The 18,458-nt window shown below is 66.9% G+C and carries 19 protein-coding genes, 1 tRNA gene and 1 pseudogene; 13 read left to right on the top strand and 8 right to left on the bottom strand.

Going from position 1 to position 18,458, the window contains the following annotated elements:
- Positions 1 to 156: 156 nt before the first annotated feature.
- Complete coding sequence (locus CSW62_RS25420; protein WP_099582550.1) at positions 157 to 681, bottom strand: GcrA family cell cycle regulator; 525 nt, start codon at positions 679 to 681, stop codon at positions 157 to 159.
- A 291-nt stretch (positions 682 to 972) separates the two neighbouring features.
- Here CSW62_RS25420 and CSW62_RS25415 point away from each other — a divergent pair, with 291 nt between their 5' ends.
- Genes CSW62_RS25415 through CSW62_RS25400 form a run of 4 tightly spaced genes read left to right on the top strand, consistent with a single transcriptional unit; the run spans position 973 to position 3,506 of the window.
- Complete coding sequence (locus CSW62_RS25415) at positions 973 to 1,761, top strand: hypothetical protein (protein WP_099582549.1); 789 nt, start codon at positions 973 to 975, stop codon at positions 1,759 to 1,761.
- A 59-nt stretch (positions 1,762 to 1,820) separates the two neighbouring features.
- A complete protein-coding gene (locus tag CSW62_RS25410) occupies positions 1,821 to 2,750 on the top strand; it encodes a HEPN domain-containing protein (protein WP_099582548.1) in 930 nt (309 codons plus the stop codon).
- A 37-nt stretch (positions 2,751 to 2,787) separates the two neighbouring features.
- Positions 2,788 to 3,108, top strand: coding sequence for a type II toxin-antitoxin system MqsR family toxin (locus CSW62_RS25405; RefSeq protein WP_099582547.1), 321 nt, complete (start codon positions 2,788 to 2,790; stop codon positions 3,106 to 3,108).
- On the top strand, positions 3,105 to 3,506 hold the full coding sequence (locus CSW62_RS25400; RefSeq protein ID WP_099582546.1) for a type II TA system antitoxin MqsA family protein: 402 nt from the start codon (positions 3,105 to 3,107) through the stop codon (positions 3,504 to 3,506). The genes CSW62_RS25405 and CSW62_RS25400 overlap by 4 nt, the downstream gene beginning before the upstream one ends.
- Before the next feature lie 177 nt (positions 3,507 to 3,683).
- Here CSW62_RS25400 and CSW62_RS25395 read toward each other — a convergent pair whose 3' ends face one another.
- A complete protein-coding gene (locus CSW62_RS25395; RefSeq protein WP_099582545.1) occupies positions 3,684 to 4,538 on the bottom strand; it encodes an Abi family protein in 855 nt (284 codons plus the stop codon).
- A 509-nt stretch (positions 4,539 to 5,047) separates the two neighbouring features.
- Here CSW62_RS25395 and CSW62_RS25390 point away from each other — a divergent pair.
- From CSW62_RS25390 to CSW62_RS25355, 9 genes and pseudogenes are all read left to right on the top strand, one after another.
- Positions 5,048 to 5,545, top strand: a complete 498-nt coding sequence (locus tag CSW62_RS25390; protein ID WP_099582544.1) for a helix-turn-helix domain-containing protein — start codon at positions 5,048 to 5,050, stop codon at positions 5,543 to 5,545.
- Positions 5,546 to 5,565: 20 nt separating this feature from the next.
- A tRNA-OTHER gene (locus CSW62_RS25385) sits at positions 5,566 to 5,672 on the top strand.
- Between the two features lie 35 nt (positions 5,673 to 5,707).
- Complete coding sequence (locus CSW62_RS25380; RefSeq protein WP_099582543.1) at positions 5,708 to 6,739, top strand: hypothetical protein; 1,032 nt, start codon at positions 5,708 to 5,710, stop codon at positions 6,737 to 6,739.
- Between the two features lie 90 nt (positions 6,740 to 6,829).
- A complete protein-coding gene (locus tag CSW62_RS25375; RefSeq protein WP_099582542.1) occupies positions 6,830 to 7,165 on the top strand; it encodes a hypothetical protein in 336 nt (111 codons plus the stop codon).
- Between the two features lie 324 nt (positions 7,166 to 7,489).
- On the top strand, positions 7,490 to 8,047 hold the full coding sequence (locus tag CSW62_RS25370; protein WP_099582541.1) for an RNA polymerase sigma factor: 558 nt from the start codon (positions 7,490 to 7,492) through the stop codon (positions 8,045 to 8,047).
- A 16-nt stretch (positions 8,048 to 8,063) separates the two neighbouring features.
- Positions 8,064 to 9,017, top strand: a complete 954-nt coding sequence (locus tag CSW62_RS25365) for a FecR domain-containing protein (RefSeq protein ID WP_099582540.1) — start codon at positions 8,064 to 8,066, stop codon at positions 9,015 to 9,017.
- A 105-nt stretch (positions 9,018 to 9,122) separates the two neighbouring features.
- Positions 9,123 to 9,839 (top strand): annotated as a pseudogene (locus CSW62_RS27200) (secretin and TonB N-terminal domain-containing protein); the annotation flags it as partial.
- A gap of 500 nt (positions 9,840 to 10,339) precedes the next feature.
- On the top strand, positions 10,340 to 12,076 hold the full coding sequence (locus tag CSW62_RS27195) for a TonB-dependent receptor (protein WP_233206825.1): 1,737 nt from the start codon (positions 10,340 to 10,342) through the stop codon (positions 12,074 to 12,076).
- Complete coding sequence (locus CSW62_RS25355; RefSeq protein ID WP_099582539.1) at positions 12,070 to 14,049, top strand: Atxe2 family lasso peptide isopeptidase; 1,980 nt, start codon at positions 12,070 to 12,072, stop codon at positions 14,047 to 14,049. Before CSW62_RS27195 ends, CSW62_RS25355 begins: the two co-directional genes overlap by 7 nt.
- Here CSW62_RS25355 and CSW62_RS25350 read toward each other — a convergent pair.
- The 6 genes from CSW62_RS25350 to radC form a co-directional block, all read right to left on the bottom strand.
- The gene (locus CSW62_RS25350; RefSeq protein WP_099582538.1) at positions 14,027 to 15,775 is read right to left on the bottom strand and encodes an asparagine synthase C-terminal domain-containing protein; all 1,749 of its coding nucleotides are present in this window, start codon (positions 15,773 to 15,775) and stop codon (positions 14,027 to 14,029) included. The genes CSW62_RS25355 and CSW62_RS25350 overlap by 23 nt on opposite strands.
- Positions 15,775 to 16,425 carry a lasso peptide biosynthesis B2 protein gene (locus CSW62_RS25345; RefSeq protein WP_099582537.1) on the bottom strand — a complete coding sequence of 217 codons (651 nt, stop codon included), beginning with the start codon at positions 16,423 to 16,425 and terminating at the stop codon, positions 15,775 to 15,777. The genes CSW62_RS25350 and CSW62_RS25345 overlap by 1 nt, the downstream gene beginning before the upstream one ends.
- Before the next feature lie 44 nt (positions 16,426 to 16,469).
- Positions 16,470 to 16,604 (bottom strand): benenodin family lasso peptide, encoded by a 135-nt coding sequence (locus CSW62_RS26285; protein ID WP_143324483.1) that lies wholly within the window; start codon positions 16,602 to 16,604, stop codon positions 16,470 to 16,472.
- A 106-nt stretch (positions 16,605 to 16,710) separates the two neighbouring features.
- Positions 16,711 to 16,845 carry a benenodin family lasso peptide gene (locus CSW62_RS26280; RefSeq protein ID WP_143324482.1) on the bottom strand — a complete coding sequence of 45 codons (135 nt, stop codon included), beginning with the start codon at positions 16,843 to 16,845 and terminating at the stop codon, positions 16,711 to 16,713.
- Positions 16,846 to 16,954: 109 nt separating this feature from the next.
- Positions 16,955 to 17,581, bottom strand: coding sequence for a GntR family transcriptional regulator (locus tag CSW62_RS25340; protein ID WP_099582610.1), 627 nt, complete (start codon positions 17,579 to 17,581; stop codon positions 16,955 to 16,957).
- Between the two features lie 77 nt (positions 17,582 to 17,658).
- Positions 17,659 to 18,438, bottom strand: coding sequence for a DNA repair protein RadC (radC, locus tag CSW62_RS25335; protein WP_099582536.1), 780 nt, complete (start codon positions 18,436 to 18,438; stop codon positions 17,659 to 17,661).
- Between the last annotated feature and the right edge of the window lie 20 nt (positions 18,439 to 18,458).

Below are 18,458 nucleotides of genomic sequence, written 5' to 3'. Positions count from 1 at the left end.
AAAAGGGTCGGGAGCGAGCCCGTGGGCTCCCGACCGCCTTCCGCGCCGACGGACCGGTTCCGGTCGCAAGGGCTTTGAGCGCAGCGCCCCTTGCGGCCGGGGCCGGCCGGTGGCGAGGTCGCTGGAGCCCAGGGCGGCCTCCCACCGTCCGGACGGTCACCAGCCCCGCGCCGCGCCCGAACGACGTCCCCACGCCGTCCCCGCGTAGGGGTCGGCCTTGAGCTGCAGGCGGGCTGGATAGGCGACCGCCTGATGGCCCGGGCAGTAGGGCCCCTTTCCGATGACCGCCGCGCCGCAATAGCCAAAGCCCGCCGCCTTGGGATCGCCCACCGGCCAGCGACAGATCCGCGCCGTCAGGGCCGCGCCGTCGAACACGCGGGCGACCGCCTCGACCGGCGCGGCCTGGGGCGTTCGCGCCCGAACGGCCGGGGCGGCCGGCGGGGGAGGGGGCCTGGACGGCGACGGCCGGCGCGGGGCCGAGGTCCTTGGCCGTTCGGCCCGGGTCCGGCGCGGAGCCGACGGCTCCATGCGCCCGGCCAGGCCAAGCCGGTGGACCTTGCCGATCACGGCGTTGCGGGTCACCCCGCCCAGGGCCTTGGCGATCTCGGCGGCGGAACGGCCCGCCAGCCACAGGGTCTTCAGAGCGGCGACGCGCTCGGCGCTCCAGGAGGAAGAAGACATGGGACACCTCGTCTGCTCGCGCCCGATCGGCGCGCAGACGGATCCCTCCCTTTGCCTTTCCCCGGGCTGGGCGGGTCCCGGCCCACCCTTGAGATTCTCCGGTATTGGCAGGCCGCCCGGCCCCGCCTAAACCTCGTCGTTTCCGATCCTGGCCCCGCCCCATCGGGGCCCGCCCGGGAGGCCAGCGTTATGTCCAGGCTTCGGCTAAAGACGCTGGCGGGTGTCTATCAAGCGCCTTCTCAACTCCCGGAGCGGCTGATCGATCGGCGACACGTCGGATCAAGGACCTCCATGTCGATCATCAAGGCCAAGCCCTTGCGTCCCGGCGACGTGCTTCTGGAGTCGGGGAATCCGAAGATCGCCGCCGGCGCCGAGGGCGGCGTCTTCGGACATGCCAGTCTGGCCGTGACCCGGCTCACCTGGATGCAGGTCGGGCTGCGCGCGATCATGCTACAGGCCCGCCCCATCGCCCGCTACCGCTCCGAATCCAAGACGTTCATCGGGTTTGAGATCGATGGCGCCGCCCTGGTGCGTCGCCGCCATGCGCCGCCGACGGCGACGGACGTCTGGGCCGCCGTCACTTCGGAGCTGGGGCGCAAATACGCCTCGCGGGTCAAGCTGCAGCAGATCAAGGATTTGACGCCGGAGGCGATCGAGGCCCTGGCCCAACCGCTGGATTACGTGCCCGAGTCCGACGACCCGCTCACGCCCGGCCGGCTCTGTTCCGAGGCCTGCGCCGTCGTCCTGGGCCTGTCGCAAACCCTTATCAGTCCCGGCGCCCTGGCGGCGACCGGCGAGCTGATGGATCTGCCCGCGCTCGTGGTTCCCTACGCGACCTTCGTCGAGGCGCACCCCCGATCTGACGAGCTCGCCGATCTGGTCAACACCATCTCCCGCCGCGCTGCTCCCAGGCTCTCGCGCGCCTTGCAGGCCTGCGCCGAGCGTCTGGAGGCGGGCGAGGACATTGACCAGGACGCCTTCCTCGCGTCGATCGAAGCCGAATTCACCGACACGGTCGGGACCAATTCACAGTTGGTCCGCGAGATTGAAGCCCTCGAGGCCCAGATCCTCGACGGCTGACAGCATGAACCGTCGCTTTTGCTTGTGACGCCGGGAAGGGGACGCCAGACTCCTCGGCGATGAAATCGAATCTCGACTACCTGCCCGACCGCCAGCACCGGGAGCTGGACAAGATCGTCGGCCACCTGCTGGCCGGGTTCGAGCAGGCCGTGGCCGGCGGCACCCAGGCCTGGCGGCGCGGAGCCAAGATCTACAAGATCATCCTGTTTGGCAGCTATGCGCGCGGCGACTTCGTCGACGAACCCCACAACGGCTACCTTTCGGACTTCGACATCCTGGTGGTGGTCAGCGACGAGAAGCTGACCGACACGGCCGACTACTGGTACGAGACCGAGGAGAAGATCGCCCACGACCCGTCGATCGGACGGATCGTCAACCTGATCATCCACGACCTCTCGGAGATCAACGCCGCCCTCGACGCGGGCCAGTACTTTTTTCGGGAGGTCATCGAGCAGGGCGTCGTCCTCTACGAGGTGCCCGGCCATGCCTTCCACCCGCCCAAGCCCCTGACGCCCCAGGCCGAACTGGCTCTGGGCGAGACCTACTATCGCAAGATCTTCGACACGATCGAGACGTCCTACAGGATTGCTACGTTCGCGATGTCGAACGGTGACGAGAAGGACTGGCCGCACAAGGCCGCCTTCAACCTGCACCAGACCGTCGAGGCCGCCTATATCGCGGTGCTCCTGCTGACCGGCTTCTACGCGCCGCGGTCGCACAACATCCTGTTCCTGCGCTCCCAGGCCGAGGCCAAGGCCCCGTCGCTGATCCCAGTCTGGCCGCGCGACACACGGGCCCAGCGCAAGCCGTTCGGCAAGCTCAAGCGGGCCTATGTCGACGCCCGCTATAACCAAGAGACTTTCCACATCACTCAGCCGGAGCTGGAGCACCTGAAGGTCAGCGCCGAGCAGCTGATCGGCCTGGTGCGGGCGGTCTGCGAGGCGCGGCTGGGCGAACTGCGCCGCGTCGCGGGCCAGGCCGCGACCTGATCCACGCTTGAAAATTTAACCTTCAAGGTGTATTTCAATGGCGGCGAAGCGAAATCCGCATCACGCGCTGGCGGCGATCCAGACGAAATTCGCGACCGTGGCGGGGCTGGAGATCACGCGGGTGGCGACCGAGAACGCGCGAGCCCTGGGTTATGGATTGCAGGATGTCGTCGACGCCGTGCAGGCGCTGCAAGGTGGTGACTTCATCAAGTCGGAGACGGCGCACAGTCCGCCCAATTCAAGGGTCTGGCACGACACCTACAACCTGCCCTGGGACGGACGCGTGCTGTTCCTGAAGTTCGCGGGCGAGACCTTGATCGACCTGACGCTGACCTCGTTCAAAGAGACCGGAAAATGACCGAGACCCGCATTCATCCCGAGACCGGCAAGGTCCTGCGCCGCGACACCCGCGCCCAGACGGTGCGGTTCGGCTCGATGTCGCGCGTGGTGCAGGCGCCGGGCTGGTATCCCGACGACGACAGCGACTCCATCCATTCGGGCGCTGATCTTGCTGAGAGCAACAGGGCCTTCGAGGCGTTGAAGGCCGCCTACGCCGCCCACGTGCGCAAGGTCCGCAAGCGGCTCAAGCTCACCCAGGAGGAGGCCGGCCGGCTGATCGGCGGCGGCAGGCGCGCCTTCCAGAAATATGAGAGCGGCGCCACACCGCCCGGCGTGGCCGCGGTCGGCCTGATCGAAATTCTGGCCCGCCATCCCGAAGAAGTCGACTTCCTTCGGGCCCTGCGCGCGGAGGCCTGAGCGGACCCTCGGCGACAGGACGTCACACGCCCGGGCAGGGCGACCTCTGGCGCCGAACCGTCCGCCACCCCGCGTCAGGGATCGCAACCCGAAGGGCCAAGACCCGCGCGCGGGGCTTGGGGCGGCTCCGACGCCTAGAGCCCGGCCGCCGAAGGGCGGCGACGCCCTTATGCTCTATCAGTAGCCAACCTCGGCGGCCTGCACGTCCGGATAGCGGGCGAGCAGAGCCTGCGCGGCCGCGACCCGGCCGCCCGTCAATCCACGGCTGGTCAGCAGGTGATCGAGACACTCCAAGCGGGCCTTCAGCTTGTTGACCGGAGCCGTCGGCAGGTTCTGACGGCGCAAGCGGCTTGGTTGCTTCTGGAAGATCCGATTGAACAGTCGGTCGTGATGGGCGCAGACGTTGCGCAGATCGACCAGACACTCCAGCCAGTTGGTGAGCACCTCGTGGGTGGGCATGCCGAAGTCGTCGGCCACGGCGGCTTTTATCGGATTGGACAGAAGGGCGTAAAACCTCACGGCGGCCCCGAAGGTCAGAAATTCCTTCATGGTCCAGAATGGCGGCAGCACAGGATCGCTGTACTTGGCCATGTAGTTGTGAGCGCGCGCGTCCCTGGACTTGGCGTAGAGGGTCGATAGCTGTTCTAGGGCCACACGGCGCGAGGCGCCGTCCTTAAAGGCGCTCTCGGCCTTGTGGGGATGGCTGCCGTGCGCGCGGGTCAAGGCCTCCGACATGCTGTTGCGGAAGGCCAGCTCGAAGTCACCGCAGGCGTCGAAGCAGATCGCCCGCAGGCGCCGGTCGCAATCATAGAGGTTGAGGATCTGGTTGTAGGTGGTGCCGGCCCGGAACGGCTTTCCCGGCAGATGGGTCTGGCGTCGCGCGATGAAGTAGATGCGCAGGCGCTCGTACCCAACCCGCTCGATCTTGCGGGCCGCGACATTGGGCCGAGGCACCACCAGACCGCGGGCGCGCAGATGCGCGACCCAGTCGCTGGGCGTGGCGTGCGGCTTGGTGTAGGGAGGAAGCGCCATCTCAAACGAGAAGGACCGCCCTTTTGCACTCCACCCGAAGGTGGATCGTGTGGCGGCCCGTGACCCCTTATAAATAGCCTTTCGGCCTTTAAGTTCAAGTAAAAAGGCCCGCTGGCGTCGCACGTCCGCCAGGGCGCCCCTCTCAACTTGCAATATTGGCGGTCGTCCCGCTCATGGCAAGCGGGCTGCCCCGGATGGAAATCTCGCCGATTTGGCCCTAAGATCACCGCAAAGCCCGCCCGGCGGACGATTTTTCGCGCCCACCCCAGGGCGCCCACGCCTCTCGGGGAGACCCAAGCGTCGCCCGCCCCCCAGGCGGCGGCGCCTCCCCGGAGGAAGACCCCCACGCCCGACCAAGCAGATTGCCGCCATGCTGCATCCCGTTGGAGCTGCATGCCCTGTCGCTCATTCCCAGATTTCCGTAACCGGAAGACGCTGGCGCCTCCCCCTCGAAGTTGCGCCGGGCCCGGCCCGGGCTCATATCGGTTTCACCAACCGGAGCCGAAGCGATGAGCGCCAAGGAAAAGGGCAAGGCCGCCGACGCGGACCTGCGCACGAACGAGAAGAAGTGGTCCAAGCCGCTGATCGAGGCGGGCTACACGGTGTTCCCCACCGTGATCATCGAGAACCAGCGCCAGCTGGGCCTCGACGCCGTCGACGTCAACATTCTGATGCACCTGGCGTCGAAGTGGTGGAAGGCCGAGGGCAAGCCCTATCCGTCCAAAGGCACGATCGCCCAGGCCATGAACCTGGACCCGCGCACGGTGCAGCGGCGGATCGCCGCCCTGGAGAAGGCCGGCTATGTCCGTCGCGAGGAGCGGCGCGAGACGCCGACCGGCAGCAAGACCAATGTCTATCACCTGGATGGCCTGATCGCCGCGGCCAAGCCCTTCGCCGAGGAGAAGATCGCCGACATCGCCGAGCGGGTGGCCATCAACAAGGCCAAGGCCGCCCGCAAGGGCGCCCCCAAGCCCAAGCTCACCCTCGTGGCGACCGAGGAGGATTAGAGCCTAATCCTCCTCCCTGACGCGGCGTAGCTCAGCCAGGATAGAGCCCCTGTTTTCGACATGGACTGGGCGGTGACACGCCAGACTATGGGCAGGGCGGTCGCGGGTTCAAGTCCCGCCGCCGCGTCCCCTTCCTTCCACTCCAGGCCTGGAGCCTCGTCGATGGCCCGTGATCCGCGTCCCGCCCCCGCCGCGCCGGAAGACGGCCTGCTGGAATGGATGAAGGCGGCCCGGATCATCGCCAAGATCCCGTACCCGCCGGTCTCGGCCTGGGAATTTGGCCAGTTGAAGACCGAACGCGCCGTCCGCGACCGCCTCAAGGGCGCGACAGTCTACATCATCGCCCAACGACCGATCCTGTGGTTCGACCAGGTCCGCGTCGAGGACGGGCAGATCCGCTTGGACATCAACGACGGGCAGGGCCCGCCCGTGAAGGCGATCGTCGACCCCTATGGCCTGGGCATCTTCGCGACCGACGAGCCGATGACCGTGGAGTGCGGATTTCACCATGACGCCACGGACCAGCCGCCGCCTTGGGACCGGGCGGCCAGCCTCAAGCTCTATGACCGCGACAAGACCCTGCGGGTCTGGTGGAGCCCCCAGAAGCTGCTCTTCGAAGCCTTCGCCCTCGATCGCCCGATCCTGCTCGCCGGCGATCCCGAGCGGTTCATGGACTTCGAGATCCACTATATCGGCAAGGCCTACGACCAGCGGCTTTGGAAGCGGCTGAAGGCCCATGAACGCTATCTCGACATCCTGACCTACGAAAAGGTCCGGGGCGTCGACCACGCCCAACCGTCCCTGGAGATCACGATCTTCGCCCTGGAAGTCGTCGAGCTGGAAGAGCTTCACGGCGTGCGCGACGGTTCGGAGGAGGGCCAGGCCGATCCGCCGGGGCTGACGATCTTCCGCCATCCGGACAATCCGGCCGATCCGCGCTGGCGCGCTTTCCGCCGCCGCTGGGCGCAGGCTCACGAGCCGGCGGTCACGACGGAACTGGAAGCGGCGCTGATCGATCTCTTCAAGCCGGCGCACAACACGATCAAGGTGAAGGTCTATCCGAAGATCGCCGGCGGTCTCCACGCCTTGGGCTATAGCGACACCTTGCTGCGCCTGAAGAACTGCCCCTACATCTTCCGAACCGAGGCAGGCGGCACGCCCCTGGAAGGCGCCGATCCCGAAGACGGCTGGTAGCCGCGCCGGTAACCCAGCCCTGCGCCGACCGACTTGGCGCGGCGTGAAGTCTATGGCATCGCACGGCGCGAAACTCGCGGATCCCGCCCCATGACGCCCGACACCTTCCGCACGCTCGCCCTCGGTCAACTCAACGCGCGCCCGGCCTCGCGGCTGGGCGTGATCGAGTTCCTGATCGGCGACAAGGTGTTCGCCGCGCTCGGGGTGGATCCGGGCGTGGCGATAGTCCGGCTTTCTCCCGAAGATCAGGCCCGGGCCCGGGCGGCCGCGCCCGCCGTGTTCTCGCCCCAGCCGGGCGGGGCCGGCGCGCGCGGCGTCACCTGCGTGCGTCTGGCCCTGGCGCAAGACCATCAGGTCAAGCCGGTGCTCGCCCAAGCCGCGGCCCGCGCCCGCAACGCCCGCTCGGCGCTCACGCGCCTGGGCTGAGCGCCGCCGGCGCGCCGCTCGGCTTGCAACCCCGATTCGGCCGTCTTAGACTCAAGCCGCGTCGCTGAAAGCGTGACGCCGAGGCGTGAGAACCTCGCTTGATAGAGCCGCTTCGCGACCGGACGTCACCCGGCGCGACCGGTGTGCCTGCGCCGCTGGCGTCGACGACGACGCGCGCCTTGCCACTCAAGCCATGGTCTCAAGGACGACCCGACCCTCGTCGGGCGGCGCCTCACCACGGAGGCGAACCATGGCCGGTGGCCACGATCTTGAGGGCGGGTCGGTGACGACGCCCGCCGCCGGGCGGCGAGGGGAGGGGCGGCGATGAGCGACCTACTAGCCGAGCCGCGTCCGGCTCCGACCGACACGGCCGTCTCCCCGCCGGTGCGCGGCGGCGACGTCGAGCGCCTGTTCCGCAGCCAGGCGCCCCGGCTCTTGCGGCTCCTGACCCGGCGCTACAGCCGCGAAGAAGCCGGCGACATCGTCCAGGAGGTCTTCCTGCGTCTGACCGGCGCGGCCGACCGCCAGACCCTCACCAATCCCGAGTCCTACATGAAGGGCATCATCTGGAACCTGCTGCGCGACCGCTCGAAAAGCTTCGCCCGTCGGATCGAGCGGAGTCACGCCGAGCTGCAGCCCGACCGCCACGCGACCGAGGAGGGCGATCCGCATCAACTCCTGGTGGCGCGCCAAACCCTGGCGCGCTACGAAGCGGCGGTCAGCACGATGAAGCCCAAGACGCGGGAGGTCTTCCTGCGCCATCGACTGGACGGCGAGAGCTACGGCCAGATCGCCGAGGCGCTGGGCATGAGCGTGAGCGGGATCGAAAAGCAGATGGCCAAGGCGGCGGCGCACCTCAAGCGCGCCTTGTCCAGGCGCTGATCAGGGAAGGGGGCGTATGAGCCAGCAGGACAAGGCGAGGGACCAGGAGGCCGCCCAATGGTTCGCGCGCATGCGCGGACCGGGGGCCCTGACCCATCGCGCCGCCTTCGACGCCTGGCGCGCCGACGCGGCCAATCGCCGGGCCTATGAGGCGATCGAGCGCCAGTTCGACGAGGCCGGCGTCCTGGCCCAATCGCGCCGTCCAGACGTGTGGCGGCGCACGCGCCGGACGCGCGATCTCGCTCCGGTCTACAAGATCACCGGCGCCCTGGCGGCCTGCGTCATCGCCGCGGCGGTTCTGTCGCTGGTCGCATGGCGCGGCGGCCAGGCCGAGATGCGCTACGCCACGGGGCTGGGCCAGATCCGCGCGGTCAAGCTGGCCGACGGCTCCTCCATGGTGCTGGACACCGACAGCGCCGCCACCGCCGTGACGCGCGCGGGCCGCCAGGTCGTACGGCTCGACCACGGGCGGGCGCGGATCGTCGCGGCCGGAGCCTTGCGGATCGAGGCCGACGGCGCCCAGCTCGACGGCCATGGCGCCACCCTCGACCTGGCCTTAGCACCGCAGGGCGGCCTCGCCGTCACCGTGCTGTCAGGCCAGCCCCGGCTTTCCGGCGCCGCGGCCCGCTTGCTGCCGGACAGCGCGGCCCTGCCGACGGGACGCGAGGTGCTGTTCGGGCCCAAGCTCTCGTCGGTGAACATCCGGCCCGCCTCCAAGGTCGAGGCCCAGTGGCCCTCGGGCCTGCGCACCTTCGACCAGACGCCGCTGTCGGCGGTGGCCGCGATCGCCAACCGCTACAACAGCCGAAAGATCCGCTTGGCCGACCCAGCCGTCGGCGCGCTGCGGGTCTCGGGGGCTTTCCGGGTCACCGGCGCGGACGAGCTGGCCAACGGCCTGGCGGCGGCCTTTGGCCTCACCGTCCTCAAGGCCCCGAACGGCGACCTGATCCTGAGCCGCGCGGCCGCCTGACGACGACGCCGTGACACTGGCGTGGACTTTTTTGGGAGGCGCCGCCCGCTCGCCTCGTCCCTCCCCCCCAGACACGACGCACCTCGCGTCCTTTTGGGGGAAACCATGTTCTCGATCACGACCCGCCGGGGCCTGCTCGCCAGCGCCGCGGTCCTCAGCCTGACCCTGGCGGGTCAGGCCGCAGCCCAGGCGCAAAAGCCCGCGGCCGCTCTGGCCTACGACCTCGAGCGGCAGGACCTCGGCAAGGCCCTGACGGCCGTGGCCCAGGCCAGCGGCCGGGAGGTCATTGTTCCCTCCGACCTGGTGGCGGGAAAAGGCGCGCCCGCCTTGAAGGGCCGCTTCACGCCCGACCAGGCGTTCGAGCGCCTGCTGGCCAACAGCGGGCTGGTCCTGATCCCCGTCGGCGACAAGCTGGTCCTGCGCCGCGCGCTGAGCACAGCGCAGGGGGAGCCTCAAGCCGGCGACCCTGAGGTTCTGTCGGAACTCGTGGTCACCGGCACATTGATCCGCGGCGCCGCGCCTGTCGGGTCGAACCTGATTGCGATAAATCGCGACGACATCGATCGGGCCGGTCAAGCCACTGCCCAACAAATCATGCTGGCCCTGCCGCAGAATTTCGCTGGGGGCCCGGGCGAGACCACCTCGGGGACAAGCAGCCGAAACGGAGCTCCGTTCAACACCGCCATGGGATCGGGCGTCAACCTCAGGGGTCTCGGGTCGAACTCAACACTTGTACTGATAAACGGCGCACGACCTGCGGGCGGCGGCATTGCCGGCGTTTTCGCCGACATTTCGGTCATCCCCGCCTCGGTGATCCAGCGCGTCGAGGTACTGGCTGACGGCGCTTCCGCGACTTATGGGTCCGACGCGGTCGCCGGCGTGGTGAATTTCATCATGCGCGATCGCTTCGAGGGCGCTGAGACACGGCTGCGCTACAGCACGGCCGACGGGGACGCACGAGAGGTCCAGACCGGCTTCTTGGTCGGTAAGCGCTGGGCTACCGGCCGGGTCGTCGCTGCCTACGAGTACTATGACCGCGACGCCCTAGACGCTGCCGATCGTGACTTCGTTCGCGAAGACCTGCGCCCGTTCGGCGGCGCCGACTATCGCCGGGCGTTCGCCGCTCCAGGCACGATCGTCATGTCTGGTCAGTCCTATGCGCTGCCGCAAGGCCAGAACGGCACAGGACTGACACTCAAACAGTTGACCGCCGGATTTCAGAACAAGGCGGATGACTATGCGGACACCGATGTCCTTCCGCGCCAGCACCGTCACAGCGTCTATCTTTCGGCCGAGCAGTCGCTTGGAGATCGGACGCGTCTATTCGGGCAGGCGCTGCTTGCTCAACGCGAGTTCGATCAACGTGTCCTGGGCGGCAGCCAACGGACCGTTTCGGTGCCGAACAGCAACCCGTTCTATTTGAACCCACTAGCCGGAACAGGCCCCGTTTCGGTGCAGTACGATTTTCGGGGGGATTTCGGCGCTCCGCGCAGCAACGGCAAAGTACGCGCTTACAACACCCTCTTCGGTCTGACCGAGAGCTCGGCGAGTGGTCAGCGACCTTACAAGGTGGCGTCGCACGCCAGGAAGAGCACTACCGTATCGACAACTACGGCCCCAACAGCACGGCGTTGGCCGCGGCGCTGGCCGACAGCAATCCGGCTACGGCGTACAATGTATTTGGGGTGGCTGGATCAACGCCCGCAGCGACGAGGGCTCGTGTAGCCGGCTGGTTCGGCGCCGATGGCGCGTTCAAGGCCGCCTCGGCGGCCCTGCGTGCCGATGGTCCGCTGATTGCTCTGCCTGCCGGCCTCGCCAAGCTTGCCGTTGGTGTCGAGTGGCGGTCCGAGCGCTACAGCCAAACATCCGCGTCGTTCCTGAGCGGAACCCAGCCCACGTTCACGCCGACCGTTTATCCAGGGACGCGCGAGATCGCTGCCGCCTACGCGGAGGCGCGGCTTCCACTGGTCGACGAAGCCATGCGCGTGCCCGGCGTCCGTCGTCTTGAGCTATCCCTGGCTGGACGGATCGAACGGTATAGTGATGTCGGCACGACGTCGAACCCGAAGCTGGGACTCGATTGGCGGCCGGTATCAGACATCGTTGTCCGGGCGAGCTTCGGAAAGTCCTTTCGCGCCCCGAGCTTCCAAGACCTGCGGAGCGGCCCGACCGTCACCGCGTATCAGCCGGTGGTGCTGCCCGATCCGCGCTCGCCGTCGGGAAGTTCAACGGTCCTCGCCTTGCTTGGCAACGCACCGGACATGGGTCCCGAGCGGGCCACCACCTGGACGGCGGGGTTCACCTATACACCAGCCATCGCGCCCGGTTTGAACGTGTCGACGACCTTCTATGACATCGAATACAAAGACCGGATCGCCAATGTGAACGCCAATGCGTTCAATCTCCTGATCGAACGTGACGTCTATCGAGACGTCATCACGGAAAACCCCCCGTCTTCCGTGGTGGCCGGCTACTACGCTAGCCCCCAGTTGCTCAATCCGAGCAATATCCCCGCCTCGGCCATCACCGCGCTGGTCGATCTGCAGAACCGCAATCTTTCGTCGGTCCACCAGAAGGGCCTAGATGTCGATGTAGGGTACCGTCTCGCCCTCTCTGCCGGCGACCTGGTCTTCGGCCTCACCGCGAGCAAGATCTTTTCGGTGGACCAGAAGGTCACATCGGGTTCGCCGGTGATTGATGTCGTGGGGACGATCGGCAACCCCGTGGATTTCCGCGCAAGAGGTCGGGCGCTCTGGGCGAACGGGCCATGGTCGGCGAGCGCTTTCGTCAACTATACCGCCGACTATCAAAACCAGACGGTCAGCCCCCGCCAACGCGTGAAAGCCTGGACGACGGTGGACGCCCAATTGGCCTATCAAGTCCCGGCCACCTCGCCACGGTTCGGGGGGGTGCGGGTGGCTCTCTCGGCAAATAATCTCTTCGACCGCGCTCCACCGTTCGTGGAGCAGCGCACGGTCCTTTCGGCCATCGGCTACGACGGCGAGAAGGCCGATCCCACGGGTCGCCGCTTGGCGATCGAGGTGACCAAGGCATGGTGACGATGCCCATGCTGGCCGCGCTCGCCGCTATTGCGCCCGCTCCATCAATGCCGGCGCTCATCGAGACCGTTGACCTCACCACACCAGTCATCTCACCCGACGGTACGACGGTGGCGTTCCGGCAAGGGCGAGCTTCGCTGAACAGCAACCGGTACGAACTGTCATGGTGGACTCTTCCGGTCGATGGATCGGGTGGCCCAATCAAGGTCGGTGACGGTGGGACGGCCTTGTGGAAGTCCGAGGGCGTTCCGGTGATCGAGCCCCCGCAATGGAGCCTCGATTCCAGGAACATCTATTACCGGGCCCTGCGTTCGGGCCAGGTGCAGGTCTGGCGCGCACGCGGCGATGGAACCGGAGACCAGGTCGTCAGCCGGGACGATGCCGACGTCGACAGCTTCGCGCTCCAAGGCGAAAATCGCCTGACCTATTCCGTACGCGCGACACGCTCGCAGATTATCGAGATGGAGCGGACGCTCTACGAGAAAGGCGTCCGAATCGACGGAACGGTCGACCCGTCGCAAAATCTCTTCGACGCTGTCGAGATCAATGGCCGACCGGCCGTAGAGCGGTTCTCGGGTCGATGGTTCCAGCGCGACAGTCTGGCCTTCGCAACGCCTGAACGCTTCAAGACGGTGGATCTCGGCACGCTCGCCCTCGTCGATGAGAGCGATAAGGGCGGGCCCTCCCGCGCGAAGGCATTGGATGTGTTCGCCAAGGTCAAGATATGGGCGAGCGCGCGCTCCGAGCGGTTCGGCGAAGCGCGTCTAACCTACGCTGCGGGGCGCTGGCGCTTGGAGGTCGTGCGGCCGGACGGATCGGTCGTGACCTGCGCCGGCGCGCCTTGCGACCTGCCGTCGCTCGACTGGGTCGCCTGGCGCCCGGAACAGGACGAGGTTGTCTTTCGGGCGCAAGACGACCAGCATCGCACCGTCCTGGCGTCGTGGCGGATCGGCCGACCGCCGCGAACGATTCTCGTCGCGCCCGGACGCTTCGACGGCGGCGAGTCGGGTGTTCCCTGCGCGATCGGCCCTGGCGCGGTCATATGCGTCCAGGCTGCGGCCATGACGCCGCCCACCTTGGAAGAGATCGATCTGGTCAGCGGCGCTCGCCATGTCCTTGCCGCTCCCAATGGGACATCGATCGTCGATCCCGCCCTGGTGGCCAAGTCTCTCGTTTGGAAGGACAAAGAAGGCCGTGTTTTCACGGGCGAGCTCATAGCGCCAGCGGGCGCAGCCCAGGTTCCGCTGTTCATCAACTACTACAACTGCAGCGGCTATCTAAGGGGCGGCACCGGCGACGAGTGGCCTTTCGTCGCCTTCGCCAAGGCCGGGATCGCCGCCCTCTGCATCCAGCGGCGTCCCGGAAGCATGGACGCCATGGCCAACTATGACGAGGCGTTGAGCGGCGTCTCCGCGGCCATCGACCTGCTCGATCGTGAAGGCCGTATTGACCGGCGCCGGGTCGGGATGGGCGGTCTTAGCTTTGGCACCGAAGTGACCGTCTGGGTGGCGCGAAAGTCCAATCTCCTCGCGGCGGCGTCGATCGCCTCCGTCCTGATCGAGCCCGCCTACTATTGGCTGAACGGCGTCGCCGGCCGCGATGTGCACGACGGCCTCAGGGAGGCGTGGAAACTTGGGGCTCCGGAGGAAACGCCCGAACGATGGAAGCAGGTGTCACCAGCCCTCAGCATCGAGGAATTCAAGACCCCTCTGTTGATGCAGCTTCCAGAACAGGAGTTCAGGCCAACGATTGAGTTCTTTGCACGTCTTTCGACAAGCAAAACCCCAGTCGAACTGCATGTCTTTCCCCAGGAACGCCACGTCCTGGCGCAGCCGCGTCATCGCCTAGCCGCCTACGAGCGCAACCTCGACTGGTTCCGCTTCTGGCTCCAAGACTACGTCGATCCGGATCCCCTCAAGGTCGATCAGTACCGCCGCTGGCGCGCCATGCCTAGGCCGACGCCGCGCTCTTAATTGGCCAAGTGCGGGCCCAAGCCTCCACGTCAGCGAGATACAAAAGCCTAGCCATTTCCAGGGCGTTAGGAGCGGGCTTGGCTAGGCTTGCCTCGACCGCGGAGCGATCGACCAGCTCGGCCGTAACGAGCCAGCCCCGAACAAGCTGGTCGGCAAGGGCGGCGCGGTTGGCCTCGAACGCCTGGCCCATAAATCCCGTCAAGCCACCCTTGGACTGACGGTGGAAGACCTCGCTCGGCAGTCTGTCCTTGAAGGCGTCACGCGCTACAGCGCGATTACGCCCGCCGGCGTTGGCCATCCAGGTCGGGACCCGAAGGCAAGCTTCGAGCACGGGTTGGGCCAGCAGAGGAAAACGCACCGGCGCTTGGTCAGCATGCCCGTAGCGATCGAGGAAACCCATCGCGACCAGGATGGCCGACACATGCTCACGCTTTCCGGGCAGGATATCGGCGGGCGGGTTGAGCCATGGATGGGCTGGCGGATCCTCCGGCACCTGCAGCGTCAAGTAACTGAACACTGGCGCTATTCCGAGCAGCGGCATGTGGCGAAACGCCTTTCGGACGGTAAGGCTCAGAGCGCGCCAGGCTGTTGCTTCGTGACGGCGACAAAGGTCGTCGAGAGCGGTGAAGAATCGCGGGCCGAGTCCGAAAGCGCGAAGCGCGTCGGCCGCCGGCGCCGCTGTGGGCAGCGCGCAGAAGACGTTGTCGCCGCCCAGCCCGCTGAAGTAGGCCCCGACGCGCTGACCGGCGCCGAGTTTCGCCAGCGCTGCATCGATGGGTTGAAGCAGCGCTTGCGCCGCCGGGCGTGGATGTAGGCCAGGCCGTGCTTGCCGTATGTCGACCCCCTGGGGCGTGACCAGTTCGGTCGTGAGCTTGCCCCCTGCGGCGAGCGCTACGGCTTCGGCGTAGCGTCGTTCATCGCCATCCATCGTCGGAGTGTGGAAATTGATCAGGCTGGTTTCCGCGCCAGGATCCAGGCTGCAGGCGATGATCGAGGAATCGAGGCCACCGGACAGCTCCAGAACGCATGACCCGGAGGCGGCGCTCCATCCGCGAACGCTGCGCTCAACCGCGTCGCGGACGGCTGCGGCTGCCGCTGCCGGGCTCAGGAACTCTTCGGAGCGGGCCGCGTAGACCCACGGCGACCAGGCCAGTGTCTCGCGCCGATGGCCTCCAACCTCGAATGCGGCCCGAACTCCCGGAAGAAGTTCGGAGATTCCGCGCAGGCCGGTTTGCGCGCCGCGCAGCTGCGGATAGGCCAGCATTCGCCCGATCGCGGACCAATCAAGTTGGGGCCGAGCAAATCCAGCCCTTAAGGCGACGTCGATGCGCGAAAAAATCCACCACGCACGATCTCGCCGCACCATGTAGGCGGGCAGGGCGCCGGAAGGGTCCCGCAATACATTGATGGCGCCGCGCTCGGGCGAGCTCGTTATCGCAATATAGCCGCCCCAGACGCGGTTTAGGAGGCCTTCGTCACCTGACACCATCGCATCAGCGGCCGCGACTTTAGGAAGTTCGGAAAGCGGTGTGGCTTCGCCCGTGGAAAAGATTGTCCCAAGCACCGCACCGCATGGGAGCTCCGTGTGCGGGAGAGCCTCGTCGGCCAAAACCCGAAGCCGGCTTGCTCGATAGATGACCCGCATAGTCGGCAATCGGGCCACGGCGTTGTTTAGGTCGTCGACCTCGGCGTCATCGCCGACCACGATCAGGTAATCGGCCGACATCAGACGGCCAGGATGACGCTGTGGCCGATCACATGGTCCAGATGGTCGTTGAGAACCATCCGATCATGCTGGAGCCAGCAATGGGCCTTGAAGGGCTGGCGTGTGACGCCAAAGACCAACAGCGGCCGATGTCCGCGGCCCGCGAGATAGTTCAGCATTGCCAGGGAGTCGAGCAGGCACACTGGTTTGATAGGTGTCCAGCGGCGAGCTCTCTGGTATCGGCGCGCCAATTTGCAAAGCTCGTCGCGATCGCTGGACCCGTTCGGCCCAGGAAGACCGGAGATGATCTCGCGCAACGGGGTTCCACGAACCATAGCCCTGGCGTGCAGTACAGCGCGGGCGACAGCGGCGACGTCCGTTGCCGAACAGGAAATCGAGGAACATGCGCCCACATCGCGCAGGCTGGTGTTTGCTGTCGGCGGCCGCCGGCCATGGTGCGGCACAGCGGCATCTTCGACAACGCCCAGCGCCTTGAGACGCGCCAAGGCCGCCAGATCGGAAGCCTCTTCGAAGGCGCAGTCGACCAAGCTCGAGAACGCGGTCTCGAGGTCGCCCGGCAACCCGAAGTAGCGGTCACGCCGAATGTCGAGAAACATCGCGCCGCTGGGGCTTACGCAAAACCCAAGATGCGCCGGCACGGTCAGAACCATAAGGGCCTCCGTTGGGACCCGCGTCGCGGGTCCCCCGGGTTTCGTCAGTCCTCGCCGAGGCCATCCGGCGCCCCGCCGATCCCAACTTCGGGCATAACGGGCACGACGCCTTGGGTTTCGACGGTGACGGCGCCCAGGTCGACCAGGACGTCTTCGACGTGGTCTTCGATCCGTTCCATGACGGTCTCCTACTGTTTGGATGAATCCTGCCGTGCGCCATGAGCTTGCCCCAGATCGCACGACAATGGCGTTGGGGACCCGCGGGAGGCGGGTCCCCGCTTCGCGTCAGTCCGCGGACAGACCAGCCGGCGCTTCGCCGATCCCGACCTCGGGCAGGAACGGCGTCCGTCCCTGCGTTTCGACGGTGACGGCGCCCAGGTCGATCAGGGCGTCTTCGATGTGCTCTTCGATCCGTTCCATGACGGTCTCCTTCTCTAGGTCACGCCCACCGTGACGGTTGTAAGGTGCGACCGAAGGTGGAGAACACGCAGGGAATAGCGCCGGAATTTCGCGAAAATTCTCGCAGAATTCAGCGCGGCTCGCGGTCCGCGAGACCGTGAAGATGGCGGACGAGGATCGGCACCAGTCGGAGACGCCGACGATGATAGGCGACCATCATGGTCCTGATCGCCCCGCCTTCGCCGTCGAGCAGGAGCCTATGCAGCTCTGCCACCTCATCCGCGAAGTCGGCGACGAGGCTCAGCTCCGCCCGACGCACGCGGCGCAGGCGATCACTCACGCCGGCGACGGCCCACTCGACCTCGACATTGTCGCTCTGCGCGGCCAGCACCGCGAAAACTGTCTCCAGACTGGCGATGGGCCTCGCGCCCGCGTCGATGTCCGGGGCTGGCGTGAACGTTCGAGCCGGTCCCGTCCTAAGCGCGTTGACCAGCAAGGCGGCATTCCACTGGTAGAGATCCGACAGGCCCGGTTCGGTCAAACGTGGGAATGAAAAGCCCTCGCCCTGATGGCTGACCAGCAACCGCTCCCCCGCCATTCGGTGAAGGGCCGCGCGTACGGGTGAGGCGCTCGCGCCGAAACGGCGCGAGAGTTCGCCGATGTCGACGCGCTCGCCCGGGCGGTAGTCGCTGTCGGTCAGAAGGAAGGACTTGATGGCGAGGTAGACCCGCTCACCGGTTCCGGCTTTCTCGATCATCCGCACGATGATGGTGATTGGCCGTCGATCGCGCATCTCCAGAAAAATACGGGTGGAATTCTACGGGGTGCGACCGATCACATGAGCCCCTCCGCCTTCAGGCTGAGCACCTTGTCGCTGCCGACGATCATGTGGTCCCACAGCGCCAGGCCCAGGGCCTTGGCCGCGTCGCCCAGGGCCTTGGTCATCTGCAGGTCGGCCCGCGACGGGTCAGGATCGCCGGACGGATGATTGTGCGCCACGATCAGGGCGCTGGCGCCGACCTCCAGCGCGCGACGTATCACCTCGCGCGGATAGACCGGTGCGTGGTCCGTCGTGCCTTGGCCCAGTCGCTCCACGACGATGAGCTGGTTGCGCTTGTCAAGGAACAGCGTCCAGAACTCCTCGCGCGGCAGGCCGCGCATCTGGGTCGCGAAATAGTCCGCGACCGTCCTGGACGAGGTGAGCAGCTGGCGCCCCGCCAAGCTCGCGGCGCTAACACGGCAGGCGATTTCACGCACGAGCTTTAGGTTCACCGCCGACTGGGGGCCGACGTGGCGCAGGAGCTCCGCAACGTCCGCGGCCAGCACGCCCGAAAGGCCGCCAAACCGCTCGAGCAGGCGCTCGGCGTTGCCCAGGGCGTCGTCGCAGTCGCTCGCGGCCAGATGCAGATTCAGGATCTCCACATCCGACAGCACCGCGTTGTCCATCCGCGCGGCGACTTGGCGCACGGCTTCGGCCGAAGACGTTGGCGGAATGAAATCGCGTGCTGCGAAGACTTCGCCGACGCCGAAGCACTCGGACCCAGGCTCTGCGGGCGCGGTGTGATCGGTGGCGGTCGTGGTGTCGGGAGTGGGCGGGGGAGGGCAGGCGGACATGGCGTCCTCCAGCTGGTCGG

Source organism: Caulobacter sp. FWC2, assembly GCF_002742625.1.
Taxonomy (GTDB): domain Bacteria; phylum Pseudomonadota; class Alphaproteobacteria; order Caulobacterales; family Caulobacteraceae; genus Caulobacter.
The sequence above is the reverse complement of the archived record's forward strand: the minus strand, read 5'-3'. Positions and strand labels throughout refer to the sequence as shown.